This window comes from Brevibacterium sp. FAM 27836 (assembly GCF_051351055.1).
Taxonomy (GTDB): domain Bacteria; phylum Actinomycetota; class Actinomycetes; order Actinomycetales; family Brevibacteriaceae; genus Brevibacterium.
This window is the reverse complement of record NZ_CP195711.1, coordinates 2,113,173-2,137,734: the sequence shown is the minus strand read 5'-3', so window position 1 is coordinate 2,137,734 and position 24,562 is coordinate 2,113,173. Positions and strand designations below refer to the sequence as shown.

General features: G+C 65.8%; 21 protein-coding genes. 10 read left to right on the top strand and 11 right to left on the bottom strand.

What is annotated here, in order from left to right:
• Positions 1-95 precede the first annotated feature (95 nt).
• A complete protein-coding gene (locus ACSE4D_RS09650) occupies positions 96-821 on the top strand; it encodes an NUDIX hydrolase (RefSeq protein WP_436325874.1) in 726 nt (241 codons plus the stop codon).
• A gap of 2 nt (positions 822-823) precedes the next feature.
• On the opposite strand, the gene ACSE4D_RS09645 is transcribed toward ACSE4D_RS09650, so the two are convergent.
• Together ACSE4D_RS09645 and ACSE4D_RS09640 are read right to left on the bottom strand one after the other, a co-directional pair.
• Positions 824-1,693 carry an enoyl-CoA hydratase-related protein gene (locus tag ACSE4D_RS09645; RefSeq protein ID WP_135541764.1) on the bottom strand — a complete coding sequence of 290 codons (870 nt, stop codon included), beginning with the start codon at positions 1,691-1,693 and terminating at the stop codon, positions 824-826.
• 107 nt (positions 1,694-1,800) lie between these two features.
• On the bottom strand, positions 1,801-3,084 hold the full coding sequence (locus ACSE4D_RS09640) for an MFS transporter (RefSeq protein WP_135541762.1): 1,284 nt from the start codon (positions 3,082-3,084) through the stop codon (positions 1,801-1,803).
• 197 nt (positions 3,085-3,281) lie between these two features.
• Between ACSE4D_RS09640 and ACSE4D_RS09635 the strand changes: the two genes are divergently transcribed.
• The 3 genes from ACSE4D_RS09635 to ACSE4D_RS09625 all read left to right on the top strand — a co-directional run bounded on the left by ACSE4D_RS09635 (position 3,282) and on the right by ACSE4D_RS09625 (position 5,934).
• Positions 3,282-3,683 carry a TM2 domain-containing protein gene (locus ACSE4D_RS09635; protein ID WP_135541760.1) on the top strand — a complete coding sequence of 134 codons (402 nt, stop codon included), beginning with the start codon at positions 3,282-3,284 and terminating at the stop codon, positions 3,681-3,683.
• Positions 3,684-3,761: 78 nt separating this feature from the next.
• Complete coding sequence (locus tag ACSE4D_RS09630; RefSeq protein WP_135541758.1) at positions 3,762-5,345, top strand: FMN-binding glutamate synthase family protein; 1,584 nt, start codon at positions 3,762-3,764, stop codon at positions 5,343-5,345.
• 19 nt (positions 5,346-5,364) lie between these two features.
• Positions 5,365-5,934, top strand: a complete 570-nt coding sequence (locus tag ACSE4D_RS09625; protein WP_135541756.1) for a dienelactone hydrolase family protein — start codon at positions 5,365-5,367, stop codon at positions 5,932-5,934.
• 100 nt (positions 5,935-6,034) lie between these two features.
• Here the strand turns inward: ACSE4D_RS09625 and ACSE4D_RS09620 are convergent, their stop codons facing one another.
• Complete coding sequence (locus tag ACSE4D_RS09620) at positions 6,035-6,838, bottom strand: 3-oxoacyl-ACP reductase (protein WP_205683382.1); 804 nt, start codon at positions 6,836-6,838, stop codon at positions 6,035-6,037.
• Between the two features lie 214 nt (positions 6,839-7,052).
• On the opposite strand from ACSE4D_RS09620, the gene ACSE4D_RS09615 reads away from it, so the two are divergent.
• From ACSE4D_RS09615 to ACSE4D_RS09600, 4 genes are all read left to right on the top strand, one after another.
• A complete protein-coding gene (locus ACSE4D_RS09615) occupies positions 7,053-8,063 on the top strand; it encodes a hypothetical protein (protein WP_425119019.1) in 1,011 nt (336 codons plus the stop codon).
• A 125-nt stretch (positions 8,064-8,188) separates the two neighbouring features.
• Positions 8,189-9,217, top strand: coding sequence for a 3-oxoacyl-ACP synthase III (locus ACSE4D_RS09610; protein WP_436325873.1), 1,029 nt, complete (start codon positions 8,189-8,191; stop codon positions 9,215-9,217).
• A gap of 8 nt (positions 9,218-9,225) precedes the next feature.
• A complete protein-coding gene (locus ACSE4D_RS09605) occupies positions 9,226-11,979 on the top strand; it encodes an alpha/beta fold hydrolase (protein WP_436325872.1) in 2,754 nt (917 codons plus the stop codon).
• 77 nt (positions 11,980-12,056) lie between these two features.
• Positions 12,057-13,025, top strand: a complete 969-nt coding sequence (locus tag ACSE4D_RS09600; protein WP_135541749.1) for an NAD-dependent epimerase/dehydratase family protein — start codon at positions 12,057-12,059, stop codon at positions 13,023-13,025.
• Here the strand turns inward: ACSE4D_RS09600 and ACSE4D_RS09595 are convergent, their stop codons facing one another.
• The 3 genes from ACSE4D_RS09595 to ACSE4D_RS09585 all read right to left on the bottom strand — a co-directional run bounded on the left by ACSE4D_RS09595 (position 13,026) and on the right by ACSE4D_RS09585 (position 15,625).
• Positions 13,026-13,241, bottom strand: coding sequence for a ferredoxin (locus ACSE4D_RS09595; RefSeq protein WP_167854476.1), 216 nt, complete (start codon positions 13,239-13,241; stop codon positions 13,026-13,028).
• A 56-nt stretch (positions 13,242-13,297) separates the two neighbouring features.
• Positions 13,298-14,341, bottom strand: coding sequence for a fatty acid desaturase family protein (locus ACSE4D_RS09590; protein WP_135541746.1), 1,044 nt, complete (start codon positions 14,339-14,341; stop codon positions 13,298-13,300).
• A gap of 159 nt (positions 14,342-14,500) precedes the next feature.
• The gene (locus ACSE4D_RS09585; RefSeq protein ID WP_135541744.1) at positions 14,501-15,625 is read right to left on the bottom strand and encodes a hypothetical protein; all 1,125 of its coding nucleotides are present in this window, start codon (positions 15,623-15,625) and stop codon (positions 14,501-14,503) included.
• Positions 15,626-15,783: 158 nt separating this feature from the next.
• On the opposite strand from ACSE4D_RS09585, the gene ACSE4D_RS09580 reads away from it, so the two are divergent.
• Positions 15,784-17,715, top strand: a complete 1,932-nt coding sequence (locus tag ACSE4D_RS09580) for an acetate--CoA ligase (RefSeq protein WP_135541742.1) — start codon at positions 15,784-15,786, stop codon at positions 17,713-17,715.
• Between the two features lie 44 nt (positions 17,716-17,759).
• Here ACSE4D_RS09580 and ACSE4D_RS09575 read toward each other — a convergent pair whose 3' ends face one another.
• From ACSE4D_RS09575 to fepB, 5 genes are read right to left on the bottom strand one after another with little or no spacing between them, the layout of a single operon-like run.
• Complete coding sequence (locus ACSE4D_RS09575; protein ID WP_436325871.1) at positions 17,760-18,641, bottom strand: siderophore-interacting protein; 882 nt, start codon at positions 18,639-18,641, stop codon at positions 17,760-17,762.
• A 1-nt stretch (position 18,642) separates the two neighbouring features.
• Positions 18,643-19,557, bottom strand: coding sequence for an ABC transporter ATP-binding protein (locus ACSE4D_RS09570; protein ID WP_226823893.1), 915 nt, complete (start codon positions 19,555-19,557; stop codon positions 18,643-18,645).
• A gap of 23 nt (positions 19,558-19,580) precedes the next feature.
• Positions 19,581-20,714, bottom strand: a complete 1,134-nt coding sequence (locus tag ACSE4D_RS09565; RefSeq protein WP_127365055.1) for a FecCD family ABC transporter permease — start codon at positions 20,712-20,714, stop codon at positions 19,581-19,583.
• Entirely contained in the window at positions 20,711-21,781 is a 1,071-nt protein-coding gene (locus tag ACSE4D_RS09560) for a FecCD family ABC transporter permease (RefSeq protein WP_096161851.1), read from the bottom strand. The genes ACSE4D_RS09565 and ACSE4D_RS09560 overlap by 4 nt, the downstream gene beginning before the upstream one ends.
• Positions 21,778-22,776 (bottom strand): Fe2+-enterobactin ABC transporter substrate-binding protein, encoded by a 999-nt coding sequence (fepB, locus tag ACSE4D_RS09555; protein WP_436325870.1) that lies wholly within the window; start codon positions 22,774-22,776, stop codon positions 21,778-21,780. The genes ACSE4D_RS09560 and fepB overlap by 4 nt, the downstream gene beginning before the upstream one ends.
• On the opposite strand from fepB, the gene ACSE4D_RS09550 reads away from it, so the two are divergent.
• Positions 22,775-24,553 (top strand): helix-turn-helix domain-containing protein, encoded by a 1,779-nt coding sequence (locus ACSE4D_RS09550; protein ID WP_135541732.1) that lies wholly within the window; start codon positions 22,775-22,777, stop codon positions 24,551-24,553. The two genes, fepB and ACSE4D_RS09550, sit on opposite strands and share 2 nt — an antisense overlap.
• Positions 24,554-24,562: the final 9 nt, after the last annotated feature.

The window sequence follows — 24,562 nt, the reverse complement described above, 5'->3', positions numbered from 1 at the left end:
GCCGGGCCCCGGTCCCACCCGAGCAGGGCCCCGGCGTCCGTGACCCCGGTTCCGCCTCGGCGAGGGTGCGCGGGCATACTGGAAGACAATGACAAGTGGCGAAAGCGAAGGTGCTGACCGTGATTCGAGACATCAGTCCTGAGGGCTCCGACCGTTCGGATGTGGCCGACAGCGCCAGCCGCGGCCCCGACGTCGTCAATGCGGAGTCGGTGCCCGTCAGGCCCGCCGTGAGCGTACTCATGCTCCGCGACGGCGCCGAGGGCCTCGAAGTCTTCATCCAGCACCGGGTCTCGACGATGGACTTCGCCGCCGGTGTCGTCGTCTTCCCCGGCGGCCGCGTCGACCCGATCGATGCGCAGACCGCCTCGACGATCACGGTCGCCGACCCGATCGTGCACACGTCCGCCTGGTCACGCTCGACCATCGCCGAGGAGGCTGAGGGGTGGCGGGTCCTGCTCGCCGCCGCGGTGCGTGAGGTCGAAGAGGAGACCGGTGCTGTGCTCGATCCGGCCGGGCTCGTCCCCTGGGCCAACTGGGTGACCCCGCTGGGCCGCCCCAAACGGTTCGATACCTATTTCTATACGATCGCCGCCCCGGAGCTCGACGCTGCCCAGCACCAGACGACGGAGGCGCACACGAGCGAATGGCGTTCGGTCAGCGGCATCCTCGCCGACGAGGCTGCGGGCCGGCTCAAGCTCATGCGTCCGACGTTCGTTCTGCTGCGGCAGCTCTCGTCCTTCGCCTCCGTCGTCGAGGCGCTCGGAGCCGAGCGGACCATCGATCCCGTCCGCCCGGAGTTCCCCTCGATCCGCGGGTCCTGAGGTCAGCGTTTCGCGCGCGCCTTCATCGCCGCCAGCCGGGTCGCCACAACCTGCTTCTGCTCCTCGGTGCCCAGCAGCTGTGCCAGCGCCTCCTGTTCGGTGTCGAGGCCGACGCTGAGTTCGGAATCATAGGACAGGTCGACGAGGCGCTTCGCCCACACGAGCGCTGAGCGTGACTGTCCGGCGATCTGTGCGGCCAATTCTCGGGCGCGGGCGATCGGGTCGTCGACGAGTTCTTCGACGAGGCCGATGCGCAGGGCCTCCTCGGCACCGATCGTGTCCGCGGTGGCGATGAGCTTCTTCGCCTGACCGGGGCCGACGAGTCGTGGCAGCAGCTGGGTGCCGCACATATCGGGGATGATGCCCCAATTGAGTTCCATGAGCGAGAGCTTCGCATCGGGCCCGGCCACCCGGATGTCCGCACCGAGGGCGATTTGCAGGCCGCCGCCGAGAGCAGGTCCGCGGACCGCGGCGATGACGGGCACCTCGACGAGCGACCAGATGTGCACGGCCTTCTGCGCCAGCGCCCGGGCGGAGCCGAGGCGTTCGCCGATGTGGACGGCGGAGGACCCGGAGCCCGTGCCCTCGGCCCGGCTGTCGGATTCCTCCTCGGCGGTCGAACGGGTCGCGGTCCCCTCCTCGGCGATCCGGGTGAGTTCGGTGAAGTCGAGGCCAGCGCTGAACGCGCGTCCCCGACCGGACAGGACCACGGCCTTGACCTCGGCGGAGTCTCGCAGCGCCAGTCCCACCTCGACGAGGTCTTCGAAGACCTCACGGGTGAGCGAATTGAGCTTCTCGGCGCGGTCGATCTCGACGTGGGCGACGCCGTCGGCGATCGAGCAGACAACGGTCGAATGCGTGGTCTCGAGCATGGGAGGACCTTTCGAAGGCAGGGCCGGCACTCATCGGTCCGGCATCGGCATGGCACCGGCCGGTCGCCGTGGGCCCGGCGGGGATTCCGGCGGCCCTGAACGACCGATCAGCGGCGTTTCTTGAACCCTATCGGAGCTCCGGTCAGCGTCAAGACCAGGACCGCGATGAGGGAGGCCGCGCACATCGCGACGACGCCGGGCCAGGCGAAGTCGACGAAGAGGACCGCCGACAGCCATGCTCCGAGACTCGTACCGAGGTAGTAGACGGTGAGGTAGATGGCCGCCGAACGGGTCGAGTCCACTCCGGGCCGGGCCGCACTGGCCGCTGCCGAGGCGCCGGTGTGCCCGAGGAAGAAGCCGGCGGTGAGCAGCGACATGCCGATGATGATGCTCGCGAGCGAGTCGACGAGGGTGGCCCCGGCCCCGGCGAGCGCGATGAGCATCCCGGCCAGAGTGATGTGCTGGCGTGGGAACTTCGTGGCCAGGCGGCCGTAGTACGTGGTGACGACGGTGCCGACGAGGTAGATGAGGAAGAACAGGGCGACCGCGCCCTCGCTCAGCCGCCACGGGTCCTGCTGCAGCCGGGTGCCGAGCATCGTGAACGACCCGCCGAAGACGATCATGCACAGGAAACCGGTGAGGTAGATCCGCCACAGTCCCCCGCTGAGCGGGATCACTCGCCGAGGCGGCCGCGGGGCACCGTCGCCCTCAGTCGTGGGTACGGGGTCGTCAGCGGTGGGTGCAGGGTCGGGGTCGGCCGCCTCGTCGACGGTCGACTCGGTGTCGAGGACGGCCCTGCTCCGGGCGGTTGCGAAGAGGTCGTGGCGCAGCAGCCAGACGACGATGAGGCCGAAGATCAGGGAGATCGCGGCGGTGAAGGCGAGCCCGCCGTGCCAGCCGAGCAGTTCGGAGGCCAGACCGGTGAGCAGTCGCGAACACAGTCCGCCGATCGTGTTGCCGGCGATGTAGACCCCGATCGCACCGGGCAGGGCCGCAGACGGCAGCCGCAGGGAGAGGTAGGCCATCGCCGTTGCCGGCACCGAGGCGATCGCCAGCCCCTGGAGGAAGCGGACGGCGATGAGCAGCTCGGGAGTCGGTGTGAACGGCAGGACGAGGGCGAGGATCGCTGCGACGATCACGCCTGCGCCGATCTGACGGGCATGGCCGATGCGCGGAGCGAGCATCGAGAACGGGATGAGGAAGACGGCCATCGCCACGTTCGTCGCCGAGACCGTCAGACTCGCCGTCGGTCCGTCGATGCCGTAGGCCTCGCGGATGGCCGGCAGCAGCCCCTGGGTCTCGTAGAGGACGAGGAAGACGGAGACTCCGGCCAGGAAGACCGCGACGACGGTTCGCCGAGTGCTCGTCGGACTCGGCTCACCTGTGCTCATGAGACCAACGCTATGCCTGCGGGGACCGCGACCCCAAACGCTTCCGGTCAGCGGCCCAGTCCGCAAAGGGGGATAACCCCATCGCCGAGGCGCCGCTCGGTTCCCTAGGCTGGAGCCATACCTTCGACGACGTCGGGTCCCCGGCGTCGACAGCATCGGACCCGGCACCGGCGAGCACAGGATGGGAGTCCACAGCGATGTCCGCGACCACCGAGATTCCCGCGATCTCTCCCGCCACTCCCCTCCCTCCGCTGGCTCCGGTCGGCATCGACGAGGCTGCCGACGATTCCGGCAACCGGTCGTTCGTCCTCACCTGGCTGCTGTCTCTGCTCTTCGGCTTCCTCGGACTGGACCGGTTCTACACCGGTCGGTACTCAACGGGCGTGCTCAAGGCGCTCAGCCTCGGCGGGTTGGGGATCTGGTGGATCATCGATCTCGTCATCGTCTTGGCCGGCGGCCTCCGGTACGGTCGGGCACCGCTGCGCGGTTTCGACCACAGCAAGGAGATCGCGTGGATCGCCACCGGGCTGACGATCATCGTCGCCTATTCGCTGCAGCTCGATGCGCTCGTCGGATCGCTGTTTGCCGGACTGCTCTGAATCTTCTCAGGTCAGCCTTTCCTGAAAACTCAGTCTCCTGGGTCTAGGCTCGAAGCCAGGACAGTTCAAGGAGGCACAATGAAACGGCAATTCCCCATTGTCCGGTTGGTCAGCGGCGAGTCGGCAGGCAAGCAGGTCGCCGGGCTGGCGGCGACCGCCTCGGCGATCGGACTCGGCGCCCTCGCCGCATGGGATCTGACTCAGAAGAAGCATTCGATCCTGCGCAACTACCCCATCGCCGGACATGCCCGATTCCTGCTGGAATCGATCCGGCCGGAGATCCAGCAGTACTTCATCGAACGCAACTGGGACGGTCGGCCGTTCAACCGCGACACCCGCACCACCATCTACGAACGCTCCAAGGGCACGCACTCCGAGCACGCCTTCGGCACCGAACGCGACGTCAACCGGACCGGCTATGAGGCGCTCATGCACTCGGCCATGCCGATCCCCAACCCGCCGCGTCCGCCCCGCGTGCACATCGGCGGCGAGGACTGCACCCAGCCCTATGACATCTCACTGCTCAACGTCTCGGCGATGAGCTTCGGCTCGCTGAGCAACAACGCCGTACGGGCCCTGAACAAGGGAGCGGCCCTCGGCGGGTTCGCTCACGACACCGGCGAGGGGTCGATCTCGCCGTACCACCGCGAACACGGCGGCGACCTCATCTGGGAGCTCGGCACCGCCTACTTCGGCACCCGCACCCCCGACGGGAAGTTCGACCCGGAGATCTTCGCCGAGAAGTCGAAGGACCCGCAGGTGAAGATGGTCTCGCTCAAACTCTCGCAGGGAGCGAAACCGGGCATCGGCGGTGTGCTTCCCGGACGGAAGGTCACCGAGGAGATCGCGGCGATCCGCGGCATCCCCGTCGGCAAGACCTGCATCAGCCCGCCCGGACACAGTGAGTTCTCGACCCCGATCGAGCTGCTTGAATTCATCCAGAGGATGCGCACGCTCTCGGGCGGGAAGCCCGCCGGATTCAAACTCTGCATCGGATCGCGCACGGAATTCCTCTCGATCGTAAAGGCCATGGTCGAGACCGAGATCCTGCCGGACTTCATCATCGTCGACGGTTCCGAAGGCGGCACCGGTGCGGCACCGTTGGAATTCGAGGACAATGTGGGACTGCCGCTGACGCAGGGGCTGATGATCGTGCACAACGCGCTCGTCGGTGCCGGTCTGCGCACGAAGATCAAGATCGGCGCCTCGGGGAAGATCGCCACCGGCACCGACATCGTCAAACGTCTCATCCAGGGTGCGGACTTCACGAACTCCGCACGCGCGATGATGATGGCCATCGGCTGCATCCAGGCGCAGGTCTGCCACACCGGCAGATGCCCGGTCGGCGTGGCCACACAGGATCCGCGGCGAGCGCGCGCCATCGACGTACCCACCAAGGCCGAACGCGTACGCAACTACCACGATGGGGTCGTCGCCGAGGCGGTGCGCCTCATGGCATCGATGGGTGCCTCCGGCCCGGACGAGTTGGAGCCGACCATGCTGCGCCGCAACGTCTCCGCCTCCGACTCCTGGTCCTATGCCCGCCTCTACGACTGGCTCAAACCCGGCGAGCTCCTCGAGGATCCTCCCACGGAATGGGCCGACGACTGGGCGACCGCACGCGCCGACACCTTCACCATCCCCCACGGTCACAGCCGCTGACCGGCCGAGAGGAGACTCTATGACCACGCTCGTCCTGTTCCACTCGGCACTCGGTCGCACATCCGGCATGGATGCATTCGCCGAACGGTTCATCCTGGCCGGCCACGCCGTCCACACGCCCGACGTCTACGCAGGCAAGACCTTCACCGACGCCGAGGAGGGCGTCGCGTTCTCCCAGGAAGTCGGATTCTCCACGCTCGTGGACCGAGCGAAGGACGCCTGCGTCGACCTCGGCGATGAGATCGTCTTCGGCGGGTTCTCGCTGGGAGCCGCACTCGCTCAGCAGATGGGCAAGAACGATCCGCGTGCACGCGGGGCCATGCTCTTCCACGGCGGCGGCTTCCCGAAGCCGACCCGCTGGCAGGAGCAGGTGCCGGTCCAAGCCCATTTCTCCGTCGACGACTCGTGGCGCAGCCCCGGCACGATCGAGACCCTCCTCGAGTCGGCGACTCGAGCCGGAGCTCAAGCCGAATACTTCCTCTACCCCGGTGATTCGCATCTGTTCAGCGACCCGACGACCGCGGACCACCGGGAGACCAACGCCGAGCTGCTCTACGAGCGGGCCCTGACCTTCCTCGAACAGGTCTGAGACCCACCACCCGAGTCGTCTCAGCAACAGCGGCCCAGACACGAGGGCCCCGGGTCATCCGGCCCGGGGCCCCATCGTTCGATGTGAGACGTCGTCAGGTTCAGACCATGACGAGGCCGTTGTCGACGATGAGATTCTGCCCCGTCACCGCGCGGGAGGCCGGCGAGGCGAAGAACACCACCGCCGAGGCGAAGTCCTCCGGAGTGGTCACCCGCCGCAGAGCGCTGGCGGCGGCGATCTGATCGAAGACCTCCTCCGGCGTCGCCGAAGAGGCGTCGGTGGTGCGAAGCAGCCCTCCGGAGACCATGTTCACCCGCACCCCGGCCGGACCGAGGTCCTTGGCAAACGTCCTCGTCAGCGACAGCAGAGCCGCTTTGCCCGCCGTGTAGTCGTGATAGGGAACGACCGGGTCCTGGAACAGGTTCGTCCCGATGTTGATGACTCGCCCGGACCCGATATGCCGAAAACCGGACATCGCGGCCTGGACCGTGTTGACCGCACCCTCCACAGAACCGCGGAACTGGTCGGCGAAATCCGAGTAGTCGATCTCATCGGCAGGCTGGCGCTCATCTCCGTTGAAGGAGAAGTCCGCGAGCGCATTGTTGACCACCGTGGACACCGGCGCACCGAACTCCGCGGCCGCGGTGCGGAACATCGCGTCGACGGCACGCGAATCGGTGACATCAGCCGCGATGGCCTCGGCACGTCCGCCGCGGGCACGGACCGCCTCGGCGAGTTCCTCAGCGGTCTCTGCCGAGTACCGGTAGTTGATGACGAGGGCGGCCCCCTCGATCGCGAAGGCCTTCGCGATCGCCGAACCCAGGCCGCGCCCGGCTCCGGTGACGAGGACGACCTGCTCGTCCAGGGGCAGGGCCTCGGAGGTGAAAGCCTGGGCGTTGGTCATCGCGTGTCTCCTTCGAACGTCGGTGGGCAGGGCCGGCAGACCTGAGGGTCCGAGTCCTGCTCCCAGCCTACCCAGGAACCGCCGATTGCCCAGTCGAGGTCTCCTCTGCCCGACTCCGGCCCCTATTCGTCCACCGGCAGAACGTGCTCGAAGCGTCAAGAGTCCATACACTGACAGGACGACCACCGTTGTCCATTCCCAGGAAGTCACCCTTATGAACGAGCTCGGCGCCGGAATCTCCATCGGAGTCCTCGCAGCTCTCGTCGTCTTCGTCATCTACATGATCGGTGCGAAGCTCGGACGATGGCAGCCACGGCCCCAGTCAGGTCGACCGGGCACCCCAGGTGGCTACGGCCAGGGCGACGACAACCTGCCCACCCGCCCGTGGAGCGGCGATGACGCGACCCGCGTGCTGCCCAACAGTGCCCACGGCTACGGCGACGGCTACGGCAATGGCTATGACGACGCCCGGGATGCCGACCTGCCGCGGGCTGCGAAGTCCGAGCTTGCGAGCAACATCCAGTACTCGGGGCAGATGGTCGAAGCGAACCGGCGGGCCGCCACGGCCGCGAACGGTGACACCCTCGCCGTGTTCACCTACATCTTCGGGGCCGCGCTCATCGCCGTCGTCGCGTTCGTGTTCTTCAACAACCTCCTGCTGCCGGCGACCATCGGTGCGCTCACCGGAGCCATCATCTGTGTGGCACTGTCAGCGACCTACACGCTGAAGAACCTCGACTTCTGGCCGGACAATGCGACGATCTCGATCATCAACCTCATCGTGGCACTCGCCGCCTCGATCTTCATGTACATCGGCTCCGTGCGGACCGAACGCGACAATGTCAGTCTCGGCACGATCACCGACTCCTTCGAAGCGCTGCCGTTCAGCGAAGGCTTCTCCGCCTTCGCCGTCGCCATCGGCGACCGGGTCGTCACCTTCTTCAAGGACTTCGGGTTCTTAGGCTTCGTGTTCCTGCTGTTCATGGGCATCGGCTGCATCATCGTCTTCACCCTCGCGGCGAAGTCGCTCGTCGACGTCATGGACTGGCGGATCTTCGCCCAGTTCGGGCATTTCGTCACCGACCGGCCGATGTCCTATTCACGCGCCGTGCGCTTCCAGACATCGAAGGTCTCACACACTGTGACCTCGATTGTTCTTGCGATCATCGCCGTCCTCGCCGCCACTGGAATGCTCTACGACGGTTTCACCTGGTTCACGCGCTGATGAACATCTCAGAAACTGAGCGGTAAGATAGTCCAGGAATTCCCCCCGTCGTGTCGCGCCACGCGCGCGTCTCTGCGGTCCAGATCGACACCGACGAACGACCCGAAAAGGGATGAGTACCTCAATTGGCGAACGGCAACGCAACATTTCGGCACTCGAACGTGGCCCTGCTCGGCCTGACCGAGACGCTGGCCCCGAACGAAGTGACCTCTGAGGAATTCGACGAGCGCCTCGCCGATACCCTGTCCTCTCTCAACCTTCCGCAGGGCCTCCTCCAGCGGGTCGCCGGCGTCTACGCACGACGGAACTGGAATGAGCCCCACCAGTTCGCCGACGGCGCGATCGCCGCCGGGAAGAAGGCCCTCGTCGACGCGGATGTCCCGGCCGAAGCCATCGGCCTCATGGTCAACACCTCGGTCACCCGCGAACATCTGGAGCCGTCTGTGGCCGTCGGCGTCCACGCCGGCATCGGCCTCGGCCCACAAGCGATGAACTTCGACATCGCCAATGCCTGCCTCGGCTTCGTCAACGGCATGACCCTGGCCGCGAACATGATCGACGCGGGCCAGATCGAATACGCCCTCGTCGTCGCCGGCGAAGACGCCTCCCGCGTGCAGGAGGCGACGCTGCGCCGCCTCAACCGCCCGGAGATCACCCGCGAGGAATACCTCAACGAATTCGCGTCCCTGACCCTGGGCTCCGGTGCCGCGGCCGCCGTCCTCGGACCGGCCGACAAACATCCGGAGGGCCATCGCGTCCTCGGCGGGATCACTCGTGCCGCCACCGAGCATCACGCATTGTGCGTCGGCGACCACAACGGCATGTTCACCGACACCAAAGGGCTGCTCTCCGGCGGGATGGAACTCGTCGTGGCTGCCTGGGAGGAAGCCCACGAGGCCGGCTGGGACTGGCGGGAGATGGATCGCTACGTCATGCACCAGGTCTCCGATGTGCACACGAACTCGATCACGAAGGCCGCGAACCTCGACCCCGACCGGATCCCCGTGTCCTACCCGGAACTGGGCAACGTCGGCCCCGCCTCCCTGCCCATCACACTGGCCCGTGAGGCCGCGAACCTCCACCCCGGCGACCGCATCCTGTGCATGGGTGTCGGCTCCGGCCTCAACACCGCCATGACCGAAATCGAGTGGTAGAAGAGTCCATGAAATATCCTGCACGGCCGGCCACGACTCCCCCGCAGCTGCCCGAGTGGGACCCCGCCTGGTCCCGAATCGTCGAGGCACCGACCTCCGACGGGACGCATGCGTTCCACGTGCTCGACACCCTGCCCGCCCTGCGCGCGGCCGGTGTGGAGCCAGCGGGCACCATCCTCGCCCTCCACGGCAACCCGACCTGGTCCTACCTGTGGCGACGGCTGGCACGCGCCACCGTCGACGCCGCCCGCTCCGGTGGCCGAGCCTGGCGACTCATCGCCCCCGACCAGCTCGAGATGGGCTTCTCCGAACGGCTCGCCCATCCCGAGATGCCGACCCCGAAATCCGCTCAGCTGCGCCGGATCTCCGATCGCATCACCGATTTCGATGCCGTCGTCACGACCCTGCTCGCCGAGGTGGCCGACAGTGCCGCACCGAACGGCGGTTCCAGCGACCACCCGATCGTGACGATCGGCCACGACTGGGGCGGCGTGCTCTCGCTGGGCTGGGCCGCGCGCAACACGGATCTCGTATCGGCGGCGATCAGCCTCAACACGGCCGTTCACCAGCCCGAAGACTCCCCTCTCCCCGCGCCGCTGCGCGCCACCCTGGCCGGGCCCATGCTGCCCACGGCCACGGTGCTCACCGACTGGTTCCTGCGGGTGACGCTGAGTCTCGGCGATCTCGATGCCGAGACCAGAGCCGCCTTCGCGGCCCCGTACGCGAACGCGGAGGACCGGTGGGCGATCGGCAACTTCGTCGCCGACATCCCCGTCGATGGGAACCACCCCTCGGATCCCGAGCTTCAGCGCATCGGGAGGGACATCGCCGCCTTCGACAAACCCGCGCTGCTCGTGTGGGGGCCGAAGGACCCGGTGTTCCTCGAGCGCTACCTGCGAGACCTGCGGCAACGTCTGCCGCAGGCCGATGTGCACCGTTTCGAGACCGCCTCCCACCTCGTGAGCGAAGATCACGATGTCGCCGGTCTCGTCCTCGACTGGCTCGGCGCCCAGTTCGACACCGATTCCGCGGCGAAGAATTCCGTCTCCGCCTCCGGCCCGGGCTCCACTGCCGAAGCGGACTCCGCGCCCGGAACAGACCCCGCGCCGATCCGGGCGGTCACGGCGATCCTCGATTCTCGCCGCGATGACGAGGCGATCGCCTCGGTGGACTTCGCGCAGAACCCCGCACAGCAGATCACCTGGCGGCATCTGTGGCATGTGACGACGTCGATCGCGGGTGGACTGCTCGACCTCGGGGTGAAGCCGGGCGACCGGGTGTCAATGCTCGTCGCGCCCGGCAACAACCTCACCGCCGCTCTCTACGCCTGCTTGAAGATCGGTGCCGTCGCCGTCGTCGCCGACGCCGGCCTCGGACCGAAGGGAATGACCCGGGCGGTCACCTCGGCGGATCCGCAGTGGATCATCGGCGAGCTGCCCGGCCTCGCCCTGGCCCGCGCCTTCGGATGGCCCGGCAGACGGATCTCGGTCACCCCGCTCGGTCCCGTCCGCTCGCGTCTGTTCAAGACCGAGACGAGCCTGACTGCGCTGTCGAAGACGCCGCACCGCGCGGAGCTGCTGACCCCGGCCGACACCGACGCCGCCGCCATCCTCTTCACTTCCGGTTCGACCGGCCCGGCCAAGGGAGTTCGCTATACGCATGCGGACATCTCGGCACTGGCAGCCGTGCTGACCCGGGCCTTCGATGTCCGAGAGGGAACGGGACTGGTCGCCGGCTTCCCGCCCTTCGCCCTGCTGGGACCGGCCATCGGGGCAACCTCGGTGACTCCGGACATGTCCGTGACGAAGCCGAAGACGCTCACGGCCAGCGCGATCGCCGATGCGATCATCGCCGGACGCGCGACCATGGTCTTCGCCTCCCCCGCCGCGTACACGAACGTCGCCGCGACCGCCTCGGCGCTCGACGATGAGCAGAAGGCCGCCTGCGCTCGGGTCGAACTCGTGCTCTCGGCCGGGGCCCCCGTGCCGCTCGAGCTCATGGACGCCATCGCCGAGGTGTTCCCCAACGCCTCCATCCATTCGCCCTACGGCATGACCGAGGGGCTTCTGCTCACCGACATCGACCGGTCCGGGGTGGCCGAAGCCGATGCGACCGGCGGGCTCGGAGTGTGCGTGGGCTCGCCCATCGACGGCGTCGAACTCGCTCTGGCGCCCATCGACGCGACCGGCGACTCCGCCGAAGAGCTTCTCGAAGGTGATGCTGCCCGTAATCGGCTGGGCGAATTCGTCGTCAGCGCCGCCCATATCAAGTCCGGCTATGACAATCTCTGGCGCACTACCGCCGATTCGGCCCGTGATGACCTGCACGGTCTGACCTGGCATCGGACGAACGACATCGGCCACATCGACGAAGCCGGCCGCGTCTGGCTCGAAGGCCGCCTGCAGCACGTTGTGACGACTCCGCGCGGGCCCGTGGGGCCCGGCGGTCTCGAGGCACTCATCGACACCGACGCCGAGGTCAGCCGCAGCGCCGTCGTCGGAATCGGCCCAGACGGCACGCAGGCGCTCGTCGCCGTGCTCGATGCCGAAGGCACCGCGTTGGCACCGGGAATGGCGCCCTTGGAGCTGACCGCGCGTCTGCGCGAGCAGGTGCTCGACGTCAGCGGTCAGGACCTGACCGCGGTGCTTGTCGCGCCCGAGTTCCCCACCGACATCCGCCACAATTCGAAGATCGACCGTTCCCGCCTCGCGGCGTGGGCGGACAGCGTCCTGGCCGGTGGGCCGGTGCGCGGCAGGGTCTAGGAGCTGTCGAAACTGGACCGGTTCGCGAGCAGAGGTCATGTCCGAACCGGACTCGTCCCCGATCATGAGGAGCTGAAGTGAGAATCACCGTCACCGGAGCCTCCGGGCTGCTCGGTTCGTCCGTCGCCCGCGCGCTCGTGTCCGCGGGTCATACGGTGACGACTCTGCAGCGTCGCCCGTCCGGAGTCGCCGGGGCTGCGGATGTGCTGGGTTCGGTGACCGATGCCCAGAAGGTCGAGGAGGCGGTCACCGGCGCCGAGGCGGTCGTGCATTTGGCCGCGAAGGTTTCGATGATGGGCGACCCCAAGGACTTCGAGGCCGTGAACATCGGCGGCACCCGCACGCTCGTCGACGCGGCTCGAGCGGCCGGTGTGCCGCGTCTGGTCCACATCTCCTCGCCGTCGGTGGCGCATACGGGTGATTCGATCATCGGCGATGGGGCCGGACCGGCGTCTCCGGAATTCGCCAGCGGAGAGTACGCGCGGACGAAGGGGGCCGGTGAACGCATCGCTCTGGGTGCGGACTCCGCTGATTTCCGGGTGCTCGTCCTGCGCCCGCACCTCATGTGGGGTCCGGGTGACACACAGCTGACCGAGCGGGTCATCGACCGGGCCCGTGCCGGCCGGATGCCGGTGCTCGGATCGGGGGCGGCGCTCGTCGACACCCTGTTCGTCGACAATGCGGTCGAGGCGATCGTCGCCGCCGTGTCCGCGGTCGACACCACGCATGGTGAGTCTCTGGTGGTGACGAACGGTCAGCCGCGTCCGATCGGCGAGCTGATGTCACGCATTGCCATCGCCGGCGGCGCCGCGGAGCCGAAGCTGCGCATCCCGGTCGCCCCGGCCCTGGCGGCCGGTTCGCTGGTCGAGAAGGTGTGGGAGCTCGGCGAACACGATGACGAACCGCCCTTGACCCGGTTCCTCGCCGAGCAGCTGTCGACCGCGCACTGGTTCGACCAGCGGCGGACGCAGGAAGTCCTCGGTTGGACTCCCCGAGTCAGCGTCGAAGAGGGGCTGGAGAAGTTGGCACAGCACTACCGACCCTGATCAGCGCGGAGGGATCTGATGCTCGTCGAGCTGGATCGCCTTCGACGGGCACAGGTACTCTGCTGCCCGGACGGCCTCCCGCTGCGATTCGGGAGGTGACGTGTCGTTGAGCTTCGCGAATCCCTCATTCTCGTCTGGGTTCGAAAAGACTTCGGGCGCGACGAATCCGCAGTTGCCGGACGCCACGCACATGCTCGAATGCAGTGTGATCTTCATCGGTTCGCTCCTGAGTGGTGGATGCGGCACATCGGTGTGAGTATCAGGCATGGACGTCACCCTCGGTATCGTCGCACGAGCGGACAGGTGTAGGGATCCTGTCCTCTCACGCCGACCTGGCTGAGATAGGCGACGACCGTGGCCGCTGCCTCGGTCAGCGTCCTCTCCGTGTACGGGATGTCGTAGCGGGCGCAGTGCTCTCGGACGATCGTCTGCATCTTCGGGAGGCTGGTGCGCGGTGCGGCCGGGAACAGGTGATGTTCGATCTGGAACTGCAGACCGCCGAGGAAGAATCGTGCCACCGGCCCGTCCTTGATGTTCCTGGACATGACCACCTGCCTGCGCAGGAAGTCGATGTGGATTCCCTTCTCGACGGTGGGCATCCCGATGTGGTTGAGGGCGAAGGCCCCACCGAGGAGGATCCCGAAGAAGCCGACCTGCACCCCGAAGAACGCGCACGCCATACCGAAGGGCAGCACAACGAAGAGAAGCGCGAGGTAGGCTCCGTGCCGGATCGCGATCAGTACGATCTCGGTGATGCGGTGAGGAACGTTCGGGGACGAGTACAGAGTCTTCAGCGATGCGTAGTGAAGGTTTGCCCCCTCCAAGAACAGCAGGGGGACGAAGAACGCACCCTGGTGACTGGCGAGAAAGGCTCCGATCCCTCGGCGACGGCCCGCGGCGTTGGGGGTCATCGCAATGAGATTGGAGTCGATGTCGGGGTCGACGCCCTCCTGATTCGGATAGGCGTGATGCGTGTTGTGTTTGGCCATCCACCAGCTGAAGCTCAGCCCCATGAACAATCCCGCGATGATGCGCGATGTCCACTCGTTCCATCCCCTCGAGGCGAAGATCTCGCGATGGGCGGCTTCATGTGAGAGGAAGCCGAGCTGAGCCATGACCATCCCGATCAGCCCGGCAGTGATGAGTTGGAACCAGGTGGCTCCGAAGACGATGACGGCTGCGAGCAGACCGGCCAGAACCACCAGCCAGGCGACGATCCGGCTGAGATAGAAGCTTCGGTGCCGATTCATCAGACCGGCGTCATGGACAGTCTCGCTGAGTTGCCGATACGACTCGACGTACTTGGCGACCGTCATTGCTATCACCCCGCCCGAAAACGGTCACCGGGTTCAAACGTTGGGGTTCGTCCCCCGGTGCTCTGCAGAACGCCTAGTCCCGATCATAGGCCCACTGGTTTTGCACAGCAATGGAGCCGTTCGAGGCTGTGCGGAGAAAGTGCCAGGGGCTCCGACGCCTCAGAGTCGGTACTGGTTGTTCTCGTCGGCCGAGACGTCATTGCGCTGAGGCGACTGTGAGTCGTCGGCCCCGTCGGCGGAATCGTCTGCTGCGTCTCCTGTCTCTGCGGTCTCTTCCGGTTCCTTGCCTTCGAGTGCGTCGACGGACATTCCGGGTTCACCGGTGGGAGGCGATTCGAGAGAGGACCCGCCGGCGGATTCGTCGAAGTCTTCGGGATCGAGAGTCGCCGGATCGTCGATGTTCGTTTCGAGAGTCCTGTCCGCCGCCGACTCTGCGTCGTCGCCTTCTGCCGTGTCGGCTGGTTTGTCGCCAGCCTCTTCAGCAACGGTGTCGGCTGGTCTGTCGGCAGATGTTCCCGCATCGCCCGAAGCCGTCGCCACGGGAGGCAGCAGCGGTGCAGGCGGAATGTCGCCCGCTTTCGTCGTCGTTGACTCAGCCGAATCGGCCTGTGTGCCGGTGTGTGTCTGTGCGCCGGCTTGTGCCTGTGCATCGGCGTGTTCTGCCCCGCCGGTCTGCGGGGCGACAGTCGGCCGTGCAGGATACGACGGGGGCATGGGCGGCGCCGGTCGAGAAGAGTCCGTCTCGTCGTCTTCTCCCGAGCTTTCGATCGACGATTTCTCAACGGGGTCCGTCGATTCGTCAGCGGCATCACCGGCCGCCGCATCTTCGACCGACTCCGCGTCTTCAGCAGCATCGTCATCGCCGATTCCAGGAGCATCGGTCGCCTCGGTGTCCGTCGCCTCCGTGTCCGCGGATTCGCTGTCAGCCGCGCCGACCGCCTCGGTGCTGGCGGCATCGACGTTCTCACCGGTCGTCGCGGACGACCCCGGCAGGGCACCTTCGACGCCCTCGAGGCTCACCCCCGCTTCGGCGGCCAGACGCGCACGTCGCTCGGCCCGCGCCTGGGCACGTTCCTCTTCGCTTCTCTGCGGCTTCGCAGCTTCGTCCTTCGGCTTGGTCGGCCGGACGGCTTCCCAGACGAGGAGGAAGATGAGCATGGTGACGCCGACGATGACGCCCATGATGACCGAACCCCACGGTCGCGCCATCGAGAAGAAGTCGAAGATGGCGTTGAGTCCGAACATGACTGCCAGGCCGAGGATCAATGCAACCAGGAATCTCATATCCCCATTGTGCCCTGTCCCGGCCCATATGCAGACGAATGGGTCGACTTTCCCGCCGACCGATCGCCCGCGTCGCCCCTGCTCGATCAATGCTCCCCGGCCCGAAAAATGTGACCCCCGCCTCAATGCAGAGCTGTTCCATAGGTCACAATGGGGTCATGGAAACGCACCCGCAGAACCCCGCCCCCAGCTACGACGATGTCGTGGGCCGCATCGCCTCCGACCCCGAAGACTACTGGCTCGAACAGGCCACGAGCCTCATCGACTGGGTCACCGAACCGACGCGCGCCGTCGACGATTCGCATGCTCCGATCTACCGCTGGTTCCCCGACGGCGAACTCAATGTCTGCTTCAACGCCATCGACCGCCACGTCGAAGCCGGCCGCGGCGACCAGGCTGCCATCATCTACGACTCGCCGGTCACCGACACCATCCGCAGCATCACCTACGCCGAGCTGCTCGACGAAGTCTCCCGCTTCGCCCGAGCCCTGTCCGATAAGGGCGTGACCAAGGGCGACCGTGTCATCATCTATATGCCGATGATCCCCGAGGCGGCCGTGGCCATGCTCGCGTGCGCCCGCATCGGCGCGATCCACTCGGTCGTCTTCGGCGGGTTCGCCCCGAACGAACTGGCCGTGCGCATCGACGACACCGCCCCGAAGGCCGTCATCTCCACCTCCTGCGGAGTCGAGAAGAACCGTGTGCTCGAATACAAGCCGATGCTCGACGAAGCCATCGACATCGCGAAGTCCACGCCGGAGTTCACGGTCATCGTCCAGCGCGAAGAGCACCGCTGCGAACTCGGCGAGACCGATTTCGACTATGCGACCCTGCTCGACCGGACACCGGAGGGCATCGCCCCGGTCACCGTCAGGGCCACCGACGAGCTCTACGTCCTCTACACCTCCGGCACCACCGGCAAACCCAAGGGCATCGTCCGCGACTCCGGCGGCTACGCCGTGGCCGGTGCGTTCTCGATGCCCGCGCTCTTCGACCTCCACCCCGGTGACACAATGTTCACCGCTTCGGACGTCGGCTGGGTCGTCGGACACACCTACATCGTCTACGCACCGCTGCTGGCGGGCGTCACCTCGGTGCTCTATGAGGGCAAGCCCGTGGGCACCCCGGACGCCGGCGCCTTCTTCCGCGCCATCGAGCAGCACGAGGTCAACGTTCACTTCACCGCCCCGACGGCCATGCGCGTGGTGCGCAAGGAGGACCCGAACGGGGATCTGATGAAGAAGTACGATCTGTCCAGTCTGCGTGCGGAATTCCTCGCCGGTGAGCGGCTCGACCCCGACACCTACGAATGGACGACGAAGACCCTCGCCGAGGCGACCGGACGCGACATCCCCGTCGTCGACAACTGGTGGCAGACGGAGACCGGCTGGCCGATTGCGGCGAATCCGCTGGGACTCACCCGGTTCCCGCTCAAACCCGGCTCCCCGACGAAGCCTGTACCCGGTTACCAGGTCGCCATCCTCGACCCGAGCGGCCAGCCCGTGGCCGCAGGGGAAGAGGGGCTCATCGTCATCAAGCTGCCGCTGCCTCCGGGCACCATGGCCACGGTGTGGGGAGACGACGACCGGTTCATCTCCTCCTACCTCGCCGCCTTCGACGGCTACTACCTCACCGGCGATTCCGGTTACCTCGACGAGGACGGATACGTCTACGTCATGGGGCGCACCGATGACGTCATCAATGTCGCTGGACACCGACTGTCGACGGGCATCATCGAAGCAGTCGTCGCCTCTCACCCGGCCGTGGCCGAGGCCGCCGTCATCGGCGTCAATGATGAGGTCAAGGGGCAGATTCCGCGCGCTCTCGTCGTGCTCGGCGACTCCGCCGAGGAGGCCGATCCGGCCACGGTCATCGACGAACTCGTGGCGTTGGTCCGCAAGGAGATCGGTCCTGTGGCCGCGTTCAAGCGTGTCGACATCGTCCCGGGCCTGCCGAAGACCCGGTCGGGCAAGATCCTGCGCAAGACCATGCGCGAGATCGCCGACGGCGCCGAGAATCCGGCGGTGCCGTCGACGATCGAGGACCGCGCAGTGCTCGACGACCTCGAAGGCGTGCTCGCTCGCGGGTGAGCCACCCGGGCGGGTGGTTCGCCTGGGGCGGGTGAGCAACCCGGTCAGATACTGATCTCCGAATCGTCGAGATCATCAAGGTTGCCCCCGTCAGAGAGGAGTTCCTTGTAGGCGCGAAGCCGTTGTGAGTCGATCTCCGTGTTCGTCACACCACGCTTCCAATAGCCGAAGACGGCGACGTCGTCCTTCTCCAGGCCGACTTCCTTCCGGAAGTGCTTTCTGATCTCACGCATTGCATCGCGTTCCCCGGCGGCCCAGACAACGTGGTCCTCAGGTGATTCGAGCATCCGTGCATGGGCAGAGAGCCCGGTCGCCGATCCCGGCACTACGGTGAGGACTTCGAGGCCCGGTGGGCATTGGAGTTCGGCCACAGCCACCTCGTCATCCGATTCGATGACCGCTGTGCCCTGCACCCCTGTCGGCCAATGCTTGACCATCGCAAAGAGTGCCGGGATCGCGGTCGAATCGAGAAAGAGCGCCGCTCTCCGCCCCTTGGCCTCAGGCACGATGAAGTGTTGCCTGGGCCCGCGGAAGGCGATCACCGTGCCGATACGCGCATTCCGTGCCCAACGCATCATGGGACTCGACTCGCCGTGCAGCACGACATCGACGACGATTTCAGCGGAAGCGGCCGAGAATTCACGGATCGTGTAGATCCGCGAAGCATCGTCAAAGTCCTCTCCGAGCTCCATTCTGATAGTCACGTTCGGGCTCGCCCACGCAGGGTCATCCGCTCCGGACTCCAGACGAGCTGTGAATCGCAGCAGGCGCTCGGACGGATACTCCAACCGAGTGACCGTCGCTCTCGAGTCGTGAAGATTGCGATCGTGGTCCGCTCCGCGCAGCGCGGCCTCTTCGCTTCTGTTGTTCGCCGAGGCTCGCCGGGCATCGTCGGTCAGTGTTCGTGTGCTCGTTTCATGTGCCATTTCAGTTCCTTTCGCTGATGGTCAGGGAGCGTTGTTGATGGACAGGGTGCGTCAACGGGTGGTCAGAAGTGCCTTCGTCCTGTTGCGAATCGCTGCGTCGTCGCGGAATGATGAGGGGCCGGCCAGTTTCGGGATCGGTGTGAACCAGTGCCTGAAGGTCGAATACCTCAGCGAGGAGATCGGGAGTGAGCACGTCTGTGGGCGCGCCGGCGGCCCGGAGACGACCGTCTCGCATGGCCAGAATGTGTGTGGCGTAGCGGGCCGCGAGGTTGAGATCATGCAGCACCGCGATGAGGGTCCGCCCTTGCTCATTGAGATGTGCACACAGGTCGAGCACTTCGAGCTGATGCGCGATGTCGAGGTACGTGGTCGGTTCGTCGAGGAGCATGATGGGCGTCTCCTGGGCCAGCGCCATGGCGATCCACGCGCGTTGGCGCTGACCACCCGAGAGTTCTCCGAGAGGAGCGGCCCGCAGCGAGGTCATTCCCACTGAATCCAGCGCCGATTCGACAGCCACTTCATCGTCGTTCGACCACTGCCGCAGCAGAGACTGGTAGGGGAACCGCCCGCGCGCCACGAGATCGAACACGCTGACGCCGTCGGGCGCACCCGTCGACTGGGGCAACAGAGCAATCTGACGAGCCAGGCGCCGAGGCGGCATCTTCGCAATGCTGGCTCCGCCCAGGGTGACCACACCGTTTTTCCAGGGGACGAGACGACCGATCCCCTTGAGCAGGGTCGACTTCCCACAGCCGTTGGGGCCGATGATCACGGTGAATCCTCTGTGCGGAATGTTCGCCGAGAGATCGATGACGACGTCGCGCACCCCGTAGCCCAGGCGCAGACTGTCGACCCTCAGCTGCGCCGTCTGCTCTATGCGATCTGCACCCATGTTGTGGGGATTCTGGTGTGGCATCGGAGTTCCTTTCACTGGGAAGTTCACAGTCGTCTCGCCAGCAGCCAGAGGAGATAGAGTCCTCCGAGGACACTGGTGACGAGGCCGACAGGCGTCTGCAGACCGATCTCGAGTTCCTGGGACAGCAGGTCGGCACCGGACAGCAGGAAAGCACCGCACAAACTGGGAAGGAAGATTCCCACCTGAGTGCTGCGGGCCAGGCCGCGAGCGATCTGAGGGGCGGCCAAAGCGATGAAGGCGATCGGTCCGGCCGCGGCTACAGCAGTGCCGACTAAGATGACAGCGACGATGAGAGTGGTCAGACGCAGCCGTTCCACGCGGACTCCCAGCGACGCAGCGGCTTCCTCACCGAGTTCGAGCACCGACAGGCGACGAGCCAAGGGAATGAGGGCGGGCAGCAGGGCAAGAGCGGTTCCGAATGTCAGCACGACGTGTGACCAGCCGCGTCCGGTGAGGGATCCCGCTGTCCATTGCTGCAGAGCCTGGGCGTCGGAGAAGTCGGCGCGAACGATCACTGCGTCGGTGACAGCCGTGAGAAGGGCCGCTGTCCCGATGCCCATGAGCACCAGACGCAGCCCACCTGTTCGGGAGGATCTTCTGGCCAGCAGGTAGACGCCGAGTGCCGCTGCCATCCCGCCCAGCACGGCGAACAGTCCTGTGGTCCAGACAGTCGAAGTGAAGAATGCGATGTGGATGGCCGCCGCGGCCGCCGCTCCGGCGGTGAATCCGATGACATCGGGCGAACCGAGCGGATTTCGGGTCAGAGATTGGAACAGCGACCCTGCAGCGGCGAGAGATCCGCCGACTGCGCAAGCGGTGAGGAATCGAGGAAGCCGTCGCTGCTGAACGCTGCGCACCAACTGTTCGGATCCGTCACCCCATATCGCCTTCACCGCCCCGACGGCTCCTTCCTGCGGTCGGCCCAGATAGAGCCCGAGCACAGCCAGGCCAATGACGGCAGCAAGTAGGAGAAAGCCGACGACGATGCTGCGGCGGTCGATGCGCAGCGATATCGCCCCGAGTCTGAGAACGACAGCCCTCCTGACGGAACCGCTGGGCTGCAGTCCAGCGGGCGCGATGGGTGTTTGGCTGCGGCGCGCGTTCTCTGATTCTGGGTAGGTCTGACGTGAGGCCGCTGAAGTGAGAGAGCCCCTCATCCCAGTCCTCCTCTGCGCACGACCATGATGAAGACGGGCGCGCCGATGATGGCCAGTGAAATGCCGGTCTGGACTTCGCTCGGAGCCAGGACCACCCGGCCGGCCACATCGGCTGCGAGCACGAGGGCGATACCGACGACGATGGCACACGGCACCATGCGCGCATGCGTTGGGCCGACGATGATTCGGACGATATGAGCGCTCATCAGACCGACAAAGCCGATCGGTCCTGCGGCTGCCGTCGCCGCTCCTGCGAGCACGATCACTGCGAGAGCGGCGAGCGCACGGGTGAGTCCGACTCGTGCACCGAGCCCTTTGGCTGTTTCATCTCCGAGCGCGAGGACGTCAAGTGACCGGACCAGTCCCAGCCCGAGCAGGAGGCCGACAACGATGAAGGGAGCGACAGACAGTGTGACGTCAAGCTGCCGCCCTTGCAGCGTACCGACCACCCAATAGCGGAACTTCAGAAATGTCGACTCGTTGTTGATCAGCAGAATGCTCGTCACTGCACCGACCGCCATCGCGAAGGCAGCTCCGGCGAGAGCCATCCGAACCGGAGTCGCCGCACGTCCACGAGTAGTGCCGAGGGCGTAGACGATGATAGCAGCGAATCCAGCGCCGAAGAGCGCCCACCACACCGTGGCTTGGGTGCCCGCCACTCCGAAATAGGCGATTCCGACGACCACCGAGACCGAGGCTCCCGCATTGATTCCCAGCAGTCCCGCATCGGCCAGAGGGTTTCGCGTGACGGTTTGCATGAGCACCCCCGCGACGGCGAGAGCTGCTCCGACCGCGATGCCGAGAGCCAAGCGCGGAATCCGCGAATTCCAGATGATGACATGATCAGGATCGGTGAGATCTGGTCTGCTCAGCGCACTCAGCACGCGACTGATCTCAATGTAGTGGGAACCGACTGCGACCCCGAGTACCGCGGCGACGACGATGACACACGCACAGATGAGCAGGAGCACACTCGCCCGTGTCCCATTGACCGGTTCATTCGTTGTGTTCGCGGAGTCCGTGCGGCTGTTGTTCAGCGTGGTCGCAAAGGTCGCCGCAGACGTCATTTCGTGGCACCAAAGCTGTCCACGAGGTGTTCGACTGTTCGCTTCGCGCTGTAGTAGTCGAGCCGGAATGATTCATCGCCTGCGGAGAACACCTGCTTGTTCTTCACCGCGGGGATGTTTGAAAGCAGAGGATCCGAGGTGAAGGACTCGATTTCATCATCGGCGGAACTGGCAGGGGTGACGAAGATCGATTTCGACTCGGAGAATGCCTTCGGCAGGTTTTCGGGACTCACCATAGCGACTCCGTCCTTGAACGTGGCAGTGTCCTCCGGGACATCCGCGTAGTCGATGCCGAGGCTGGTGAATAGCTGGCCTTGGGCCGTGTCTTTGGAAAAGGCCCAGACACCTTCGGACCCGAGGTAGACAAGCGCGGTCACCGGCTGCTGTGGAATCTCGATCTTCTCGGCTTGAGCGTCTACCCAGTTCTCGTAGTCGTCGATCACTGACTTCGCGGCGTCTTCGTGACCGACTACGCTGCCGAGTTCCGTTGTGACCTCCTGCCAGTCCTTCGTGCCGTAGTCGATGAGAACTGTGGGTGCGATATCGGAGAGCTGGTCGTAGGCTTCGGCCACAGAATCTGCCGCGTTCACAGATCCGATGATGAGATCCGGTTGCAACTCGTCGACGGCGTCGAGGTCGAGTTCGAGATTTTCGTAGGCCACCTCCACGCCGCGATCGTGCGCGACGTCAGCCCACTGCGAGAAGAAGCCCACGTCGTCGACTAGTGTGCTCGGCAGCGCGGTCGCGGTCGCAGTAACCGGTGCGTCGATCGCGAGCAGAGAACCGGTCAACGACGGGGAGGTCGAAACGATCGTCAGCGGTTCGGTATCGATCTCAGTTGACCCCGCTGCGTGTTCGACGGTGCGGGGCCATTCGCCCGTTCCGCCCGCAGAAGTTTCATCAGAGTCAGGCTGGGGAGAAGCGCAGCCTGCGGCTGCGATCATCAAGGGGATCACGGTCAACGCGAGCGCAGCATGAATCCGGCTAACGAGCATGGGAGGACTGTCCTTCGGTCAGAGATTTCGGGCACCGACTGGTCTCGATGCCGGTCGGCAACTCGGCCGACTGCCGAATAGCTTAGGGTTGCCTCATCATCAGTTTCGTGCCGAAAGCGACATCTTCTTGCCAGCAGAGTCCCGACAGACCTCTTCGCCCGCCATCCTCGATCCCGATGGGCTGCCCGCCGCCGCCATGGAGATCGCACACCTGCCTGCACCGCTGCTCTTCTGGGTCGTACACGGGCAGGCGGATGTGCGCATCGACGGAAGCGATTGGTCGCTTGGCGCCGACGAAGCGGTGCTCATCCCAATCGGAGCCACCGTTTCCGCCAATACTCAACGCGGGTCGACTGCTGTTCCGACGTGGCTCCCCGGCACCGAGGTGCCCACGATCAAGCATTTCAGCCTCCCCCGCGAATGGGAGCCGATCGTCTTGTCTCGCTTCGCGGCGGGCCTTGGCTACCTGCGCCCAGTCGAAGATTTCGGCGAACTCCCGCTCCCGCTGAGAGTTGCCGAGTCTGCAGAGTCGAGCCAGAGGATTCCTCCGATGCCGGTCGATGAGGACCTCAACCGGCTGGCTCGATTCCTCCTCGCCTATCCGAGCGCTCCTCACACTCTCGGCGAACTGGCGAGTTCATTGAGCCTGAGCCCGCGCACTCTCCAACGCAGATTCCAAGGTGCGACAGGAATGACGTTCTCCGCCTGGCTCACCTTGGCGCGCGTCTGCGCATCGCTGGATCTGCTGGCCACGGATCTGAGCGTCGAACACATTGCCCACCGTGTCGGGTTCGCTGATCCCAGCGCGTTCTCCCGCGCATTCCGACGAATCATGGATCAGAGCCCGAGAGAAGCGCGGCACCGTCTCCGACAGAGCGACCGAGATCGCGCCGACGATGCCCGAACACCCACATTCCCTACGCTCCCTGTTTCCCGGGAAGGAGGAGAGCAGAGCAGGACGGCACCGGTTCCGCGCCTGTTGCCGACGCAGACCTGGCCCAGAGTCAACGGCTCGCATGTCGCGATCTGGGTGTATCGAGGCACCGTCGACGTCACAGTCGATGCCCGACATAAGGTCCTGCACCGTGGCGAGGCACTCATCCTTCCAGCGAGCACCCATCACGAGGTCAGGGCGAGAGAGGACTCACTCGTTCTCCCACTGGGCTATCGCCCCACCGGTCGTTTACCTGCGACGACCAAACATCTGCAGGTCCATCGCTTCCGTCCCGAGACCAAGGCAGCCCTCCTCCACGGGATCGTCAGCACCTATACGGCCCTTCGCCCAAGGGTCCCTGTCGCCAACTCTCTCTTCGATCATGTCGCACTTCATACGATCGACACTGGCGACGGGGCTTCTGCTCACCTACCTGATACGAGCAGTTCGATCACCGCACTGCTCAGCTGCTTGGCGAGAAACCCGCATGCCCCGTTCCCCGCTGCATACTGGGCAGACAGGCTCGGCATGTCAGGACGCGAGTTCCACCGTTCAGTCCGCATCGCAACCGGAGTCCCCTATCCGACGTGGCGCAGAGTATCTCGAATGACCTTTGCCCGCGAGGCTCTGCTGCGCGGGGTGCCGGCGACGTCGGTGGCTCAACAGACCGGCTATTCGCAGCTCTCCAGCTTCAGCCGGGCCTTCAGCGCAACGTTCGGCGCCCCGCCGCGACATTTGGCCTCGTTGTCCAGGGCAGACCGAAACTCTCTGCCAGAAGGGCCCCCGGCTCTCCGCGCTCGGAGAGCGGAGCAATTCGGCCCTTCTGGTCACAGCAGACGTTGAGAGCACCGA

Bases quoted from the DNA above. Each gene is read 5' to 3' on its own strand.
- ACSE4D_RS09645 (WP_135541764.1), bottom strand. From the start codon at position 1,693: ATGCTCGAGACCACGCATTCGACCGTTGTCTGCTCGATCGCCGACGGC.
- ACSE4D_RS09640 (WP_135541762.1), bottom strand. From the start codon at position 3,084: ATGAGCACAGGTGAGCCGAGTCCGACGAGCACTCGGCGAACCGTCGTC.
- ACSE4D_RS09635 (WP_135541760.1), top strand. From the start codon at position 3,282: ATGTCCGCGACCACCGAGATTCCCGCGATCTCTCCCGCCACTCCCCTC.
- ACSE4D_RS09630 (WP_135541758.1), top strand. From the start codon at position 3,762: ATGAAACGGCAATTCCCCATTGTCCGGTTGGTCAGCGGCGAGTCGGCA.
- ACSE4D_RS09625 (WP_135541756.1), top strand. From the start codon at position 5,365: ATGACCACGCTCGTCCTGTTCCACTCGGCACTCGGTCGCACATCCGGC.
- ACSE4D_RS09620 (WP_205683382.1), bottom strand. From the start codon at position 6,838: ATGACCAACGCCCAGGCTTTCACCTCCGAGGCCCTGCCCCTGGACGAG.
- ACSE4D_RS09615 (WP_425119019.1), top strand. From the start codon at position 7,053: ATGAACGAGCTCGGCGCCGGAATCTCCATCGGAGTCCTCGCAGCTCTC.
- ACSE4D_RS09605 (WP_436325872.1), top strand. From the start codon at position 9,226: ATGAAATATCCTGCACGGCCGGCCACGACTCCCCCGCAGCTGCCCGAG.
- ACSE4D_RS09595 (WP_167854476.1), bottom strand. From the start codon at position 13,241: ATGAAGATCACACTGCATTCGAGCATGTGCGTGGCGTCCGGCAACTGC.
- ACSE4D_RS09590 (WP_135541746.1), bottom strand. From the start codon at position 14,341: ATGACGGTCGCCAAGTACGTCGAGTCGTATCGGCAACTCAGCGAGACT.
- ACSE4D_RS09585 (WP_135541744.1), bottom strand. From the start codon at position 15,625: ATGAGATTCCTGGTTGCATTGATCCTCGGCCTGGCAGTCATGTTCGGA.
- ACSE4D_RS09580 (WP_135541742.1), top strand. From the start codon at position 15,784: ATGGAAACGCACCCGCAGAACCCCGCCCCCAGCTACGACGATGTCGTG.
- ACSE4D_RS09575 (WP_436325871.1), bottom strand. From the start codon at position 18,641: ATGGCACATGAAACGAGCACACGAACACTGACCGACGATGCCCGGCGA.
- ACSE4D_RS09570 (WP_226823893.1), bottom strand. From the start codon at position 19,557: ATGCCACACCAGAATCCCCACAACATGGGTGCAGATCGCATAGAGCAG.
- ACSE4D_RS09565 (WP_127365055.1), bottom strand. From the start codon at position 20,714: ATGAGGGGCTCTCTCACTTCAGCGGCCTCACGTCAGACCTACCCAGAA.
- ACSE4D_RS09560 (WP_096161851.1), bottom strand. From the start codon at position 21,781: ATGACGTCTGCGGCGACCTTTGCGACCACGCTGAACAACAGCCGCACG.
- ACSE4D_RS09550 (WP_135541732.1), top strand. From the start codon at position 22,775: ATGGGAGGACTGTCCTTCGGTCAGAGATTTCGGGCACCGACTGGTCTC.
- fepB (WP_436325870.1), bottom strand. From the start codon at position 22,776: ATGCTCGTTAGCCGGATTCATGCTGCGCTCGCGTTGACCGTGATCCCC.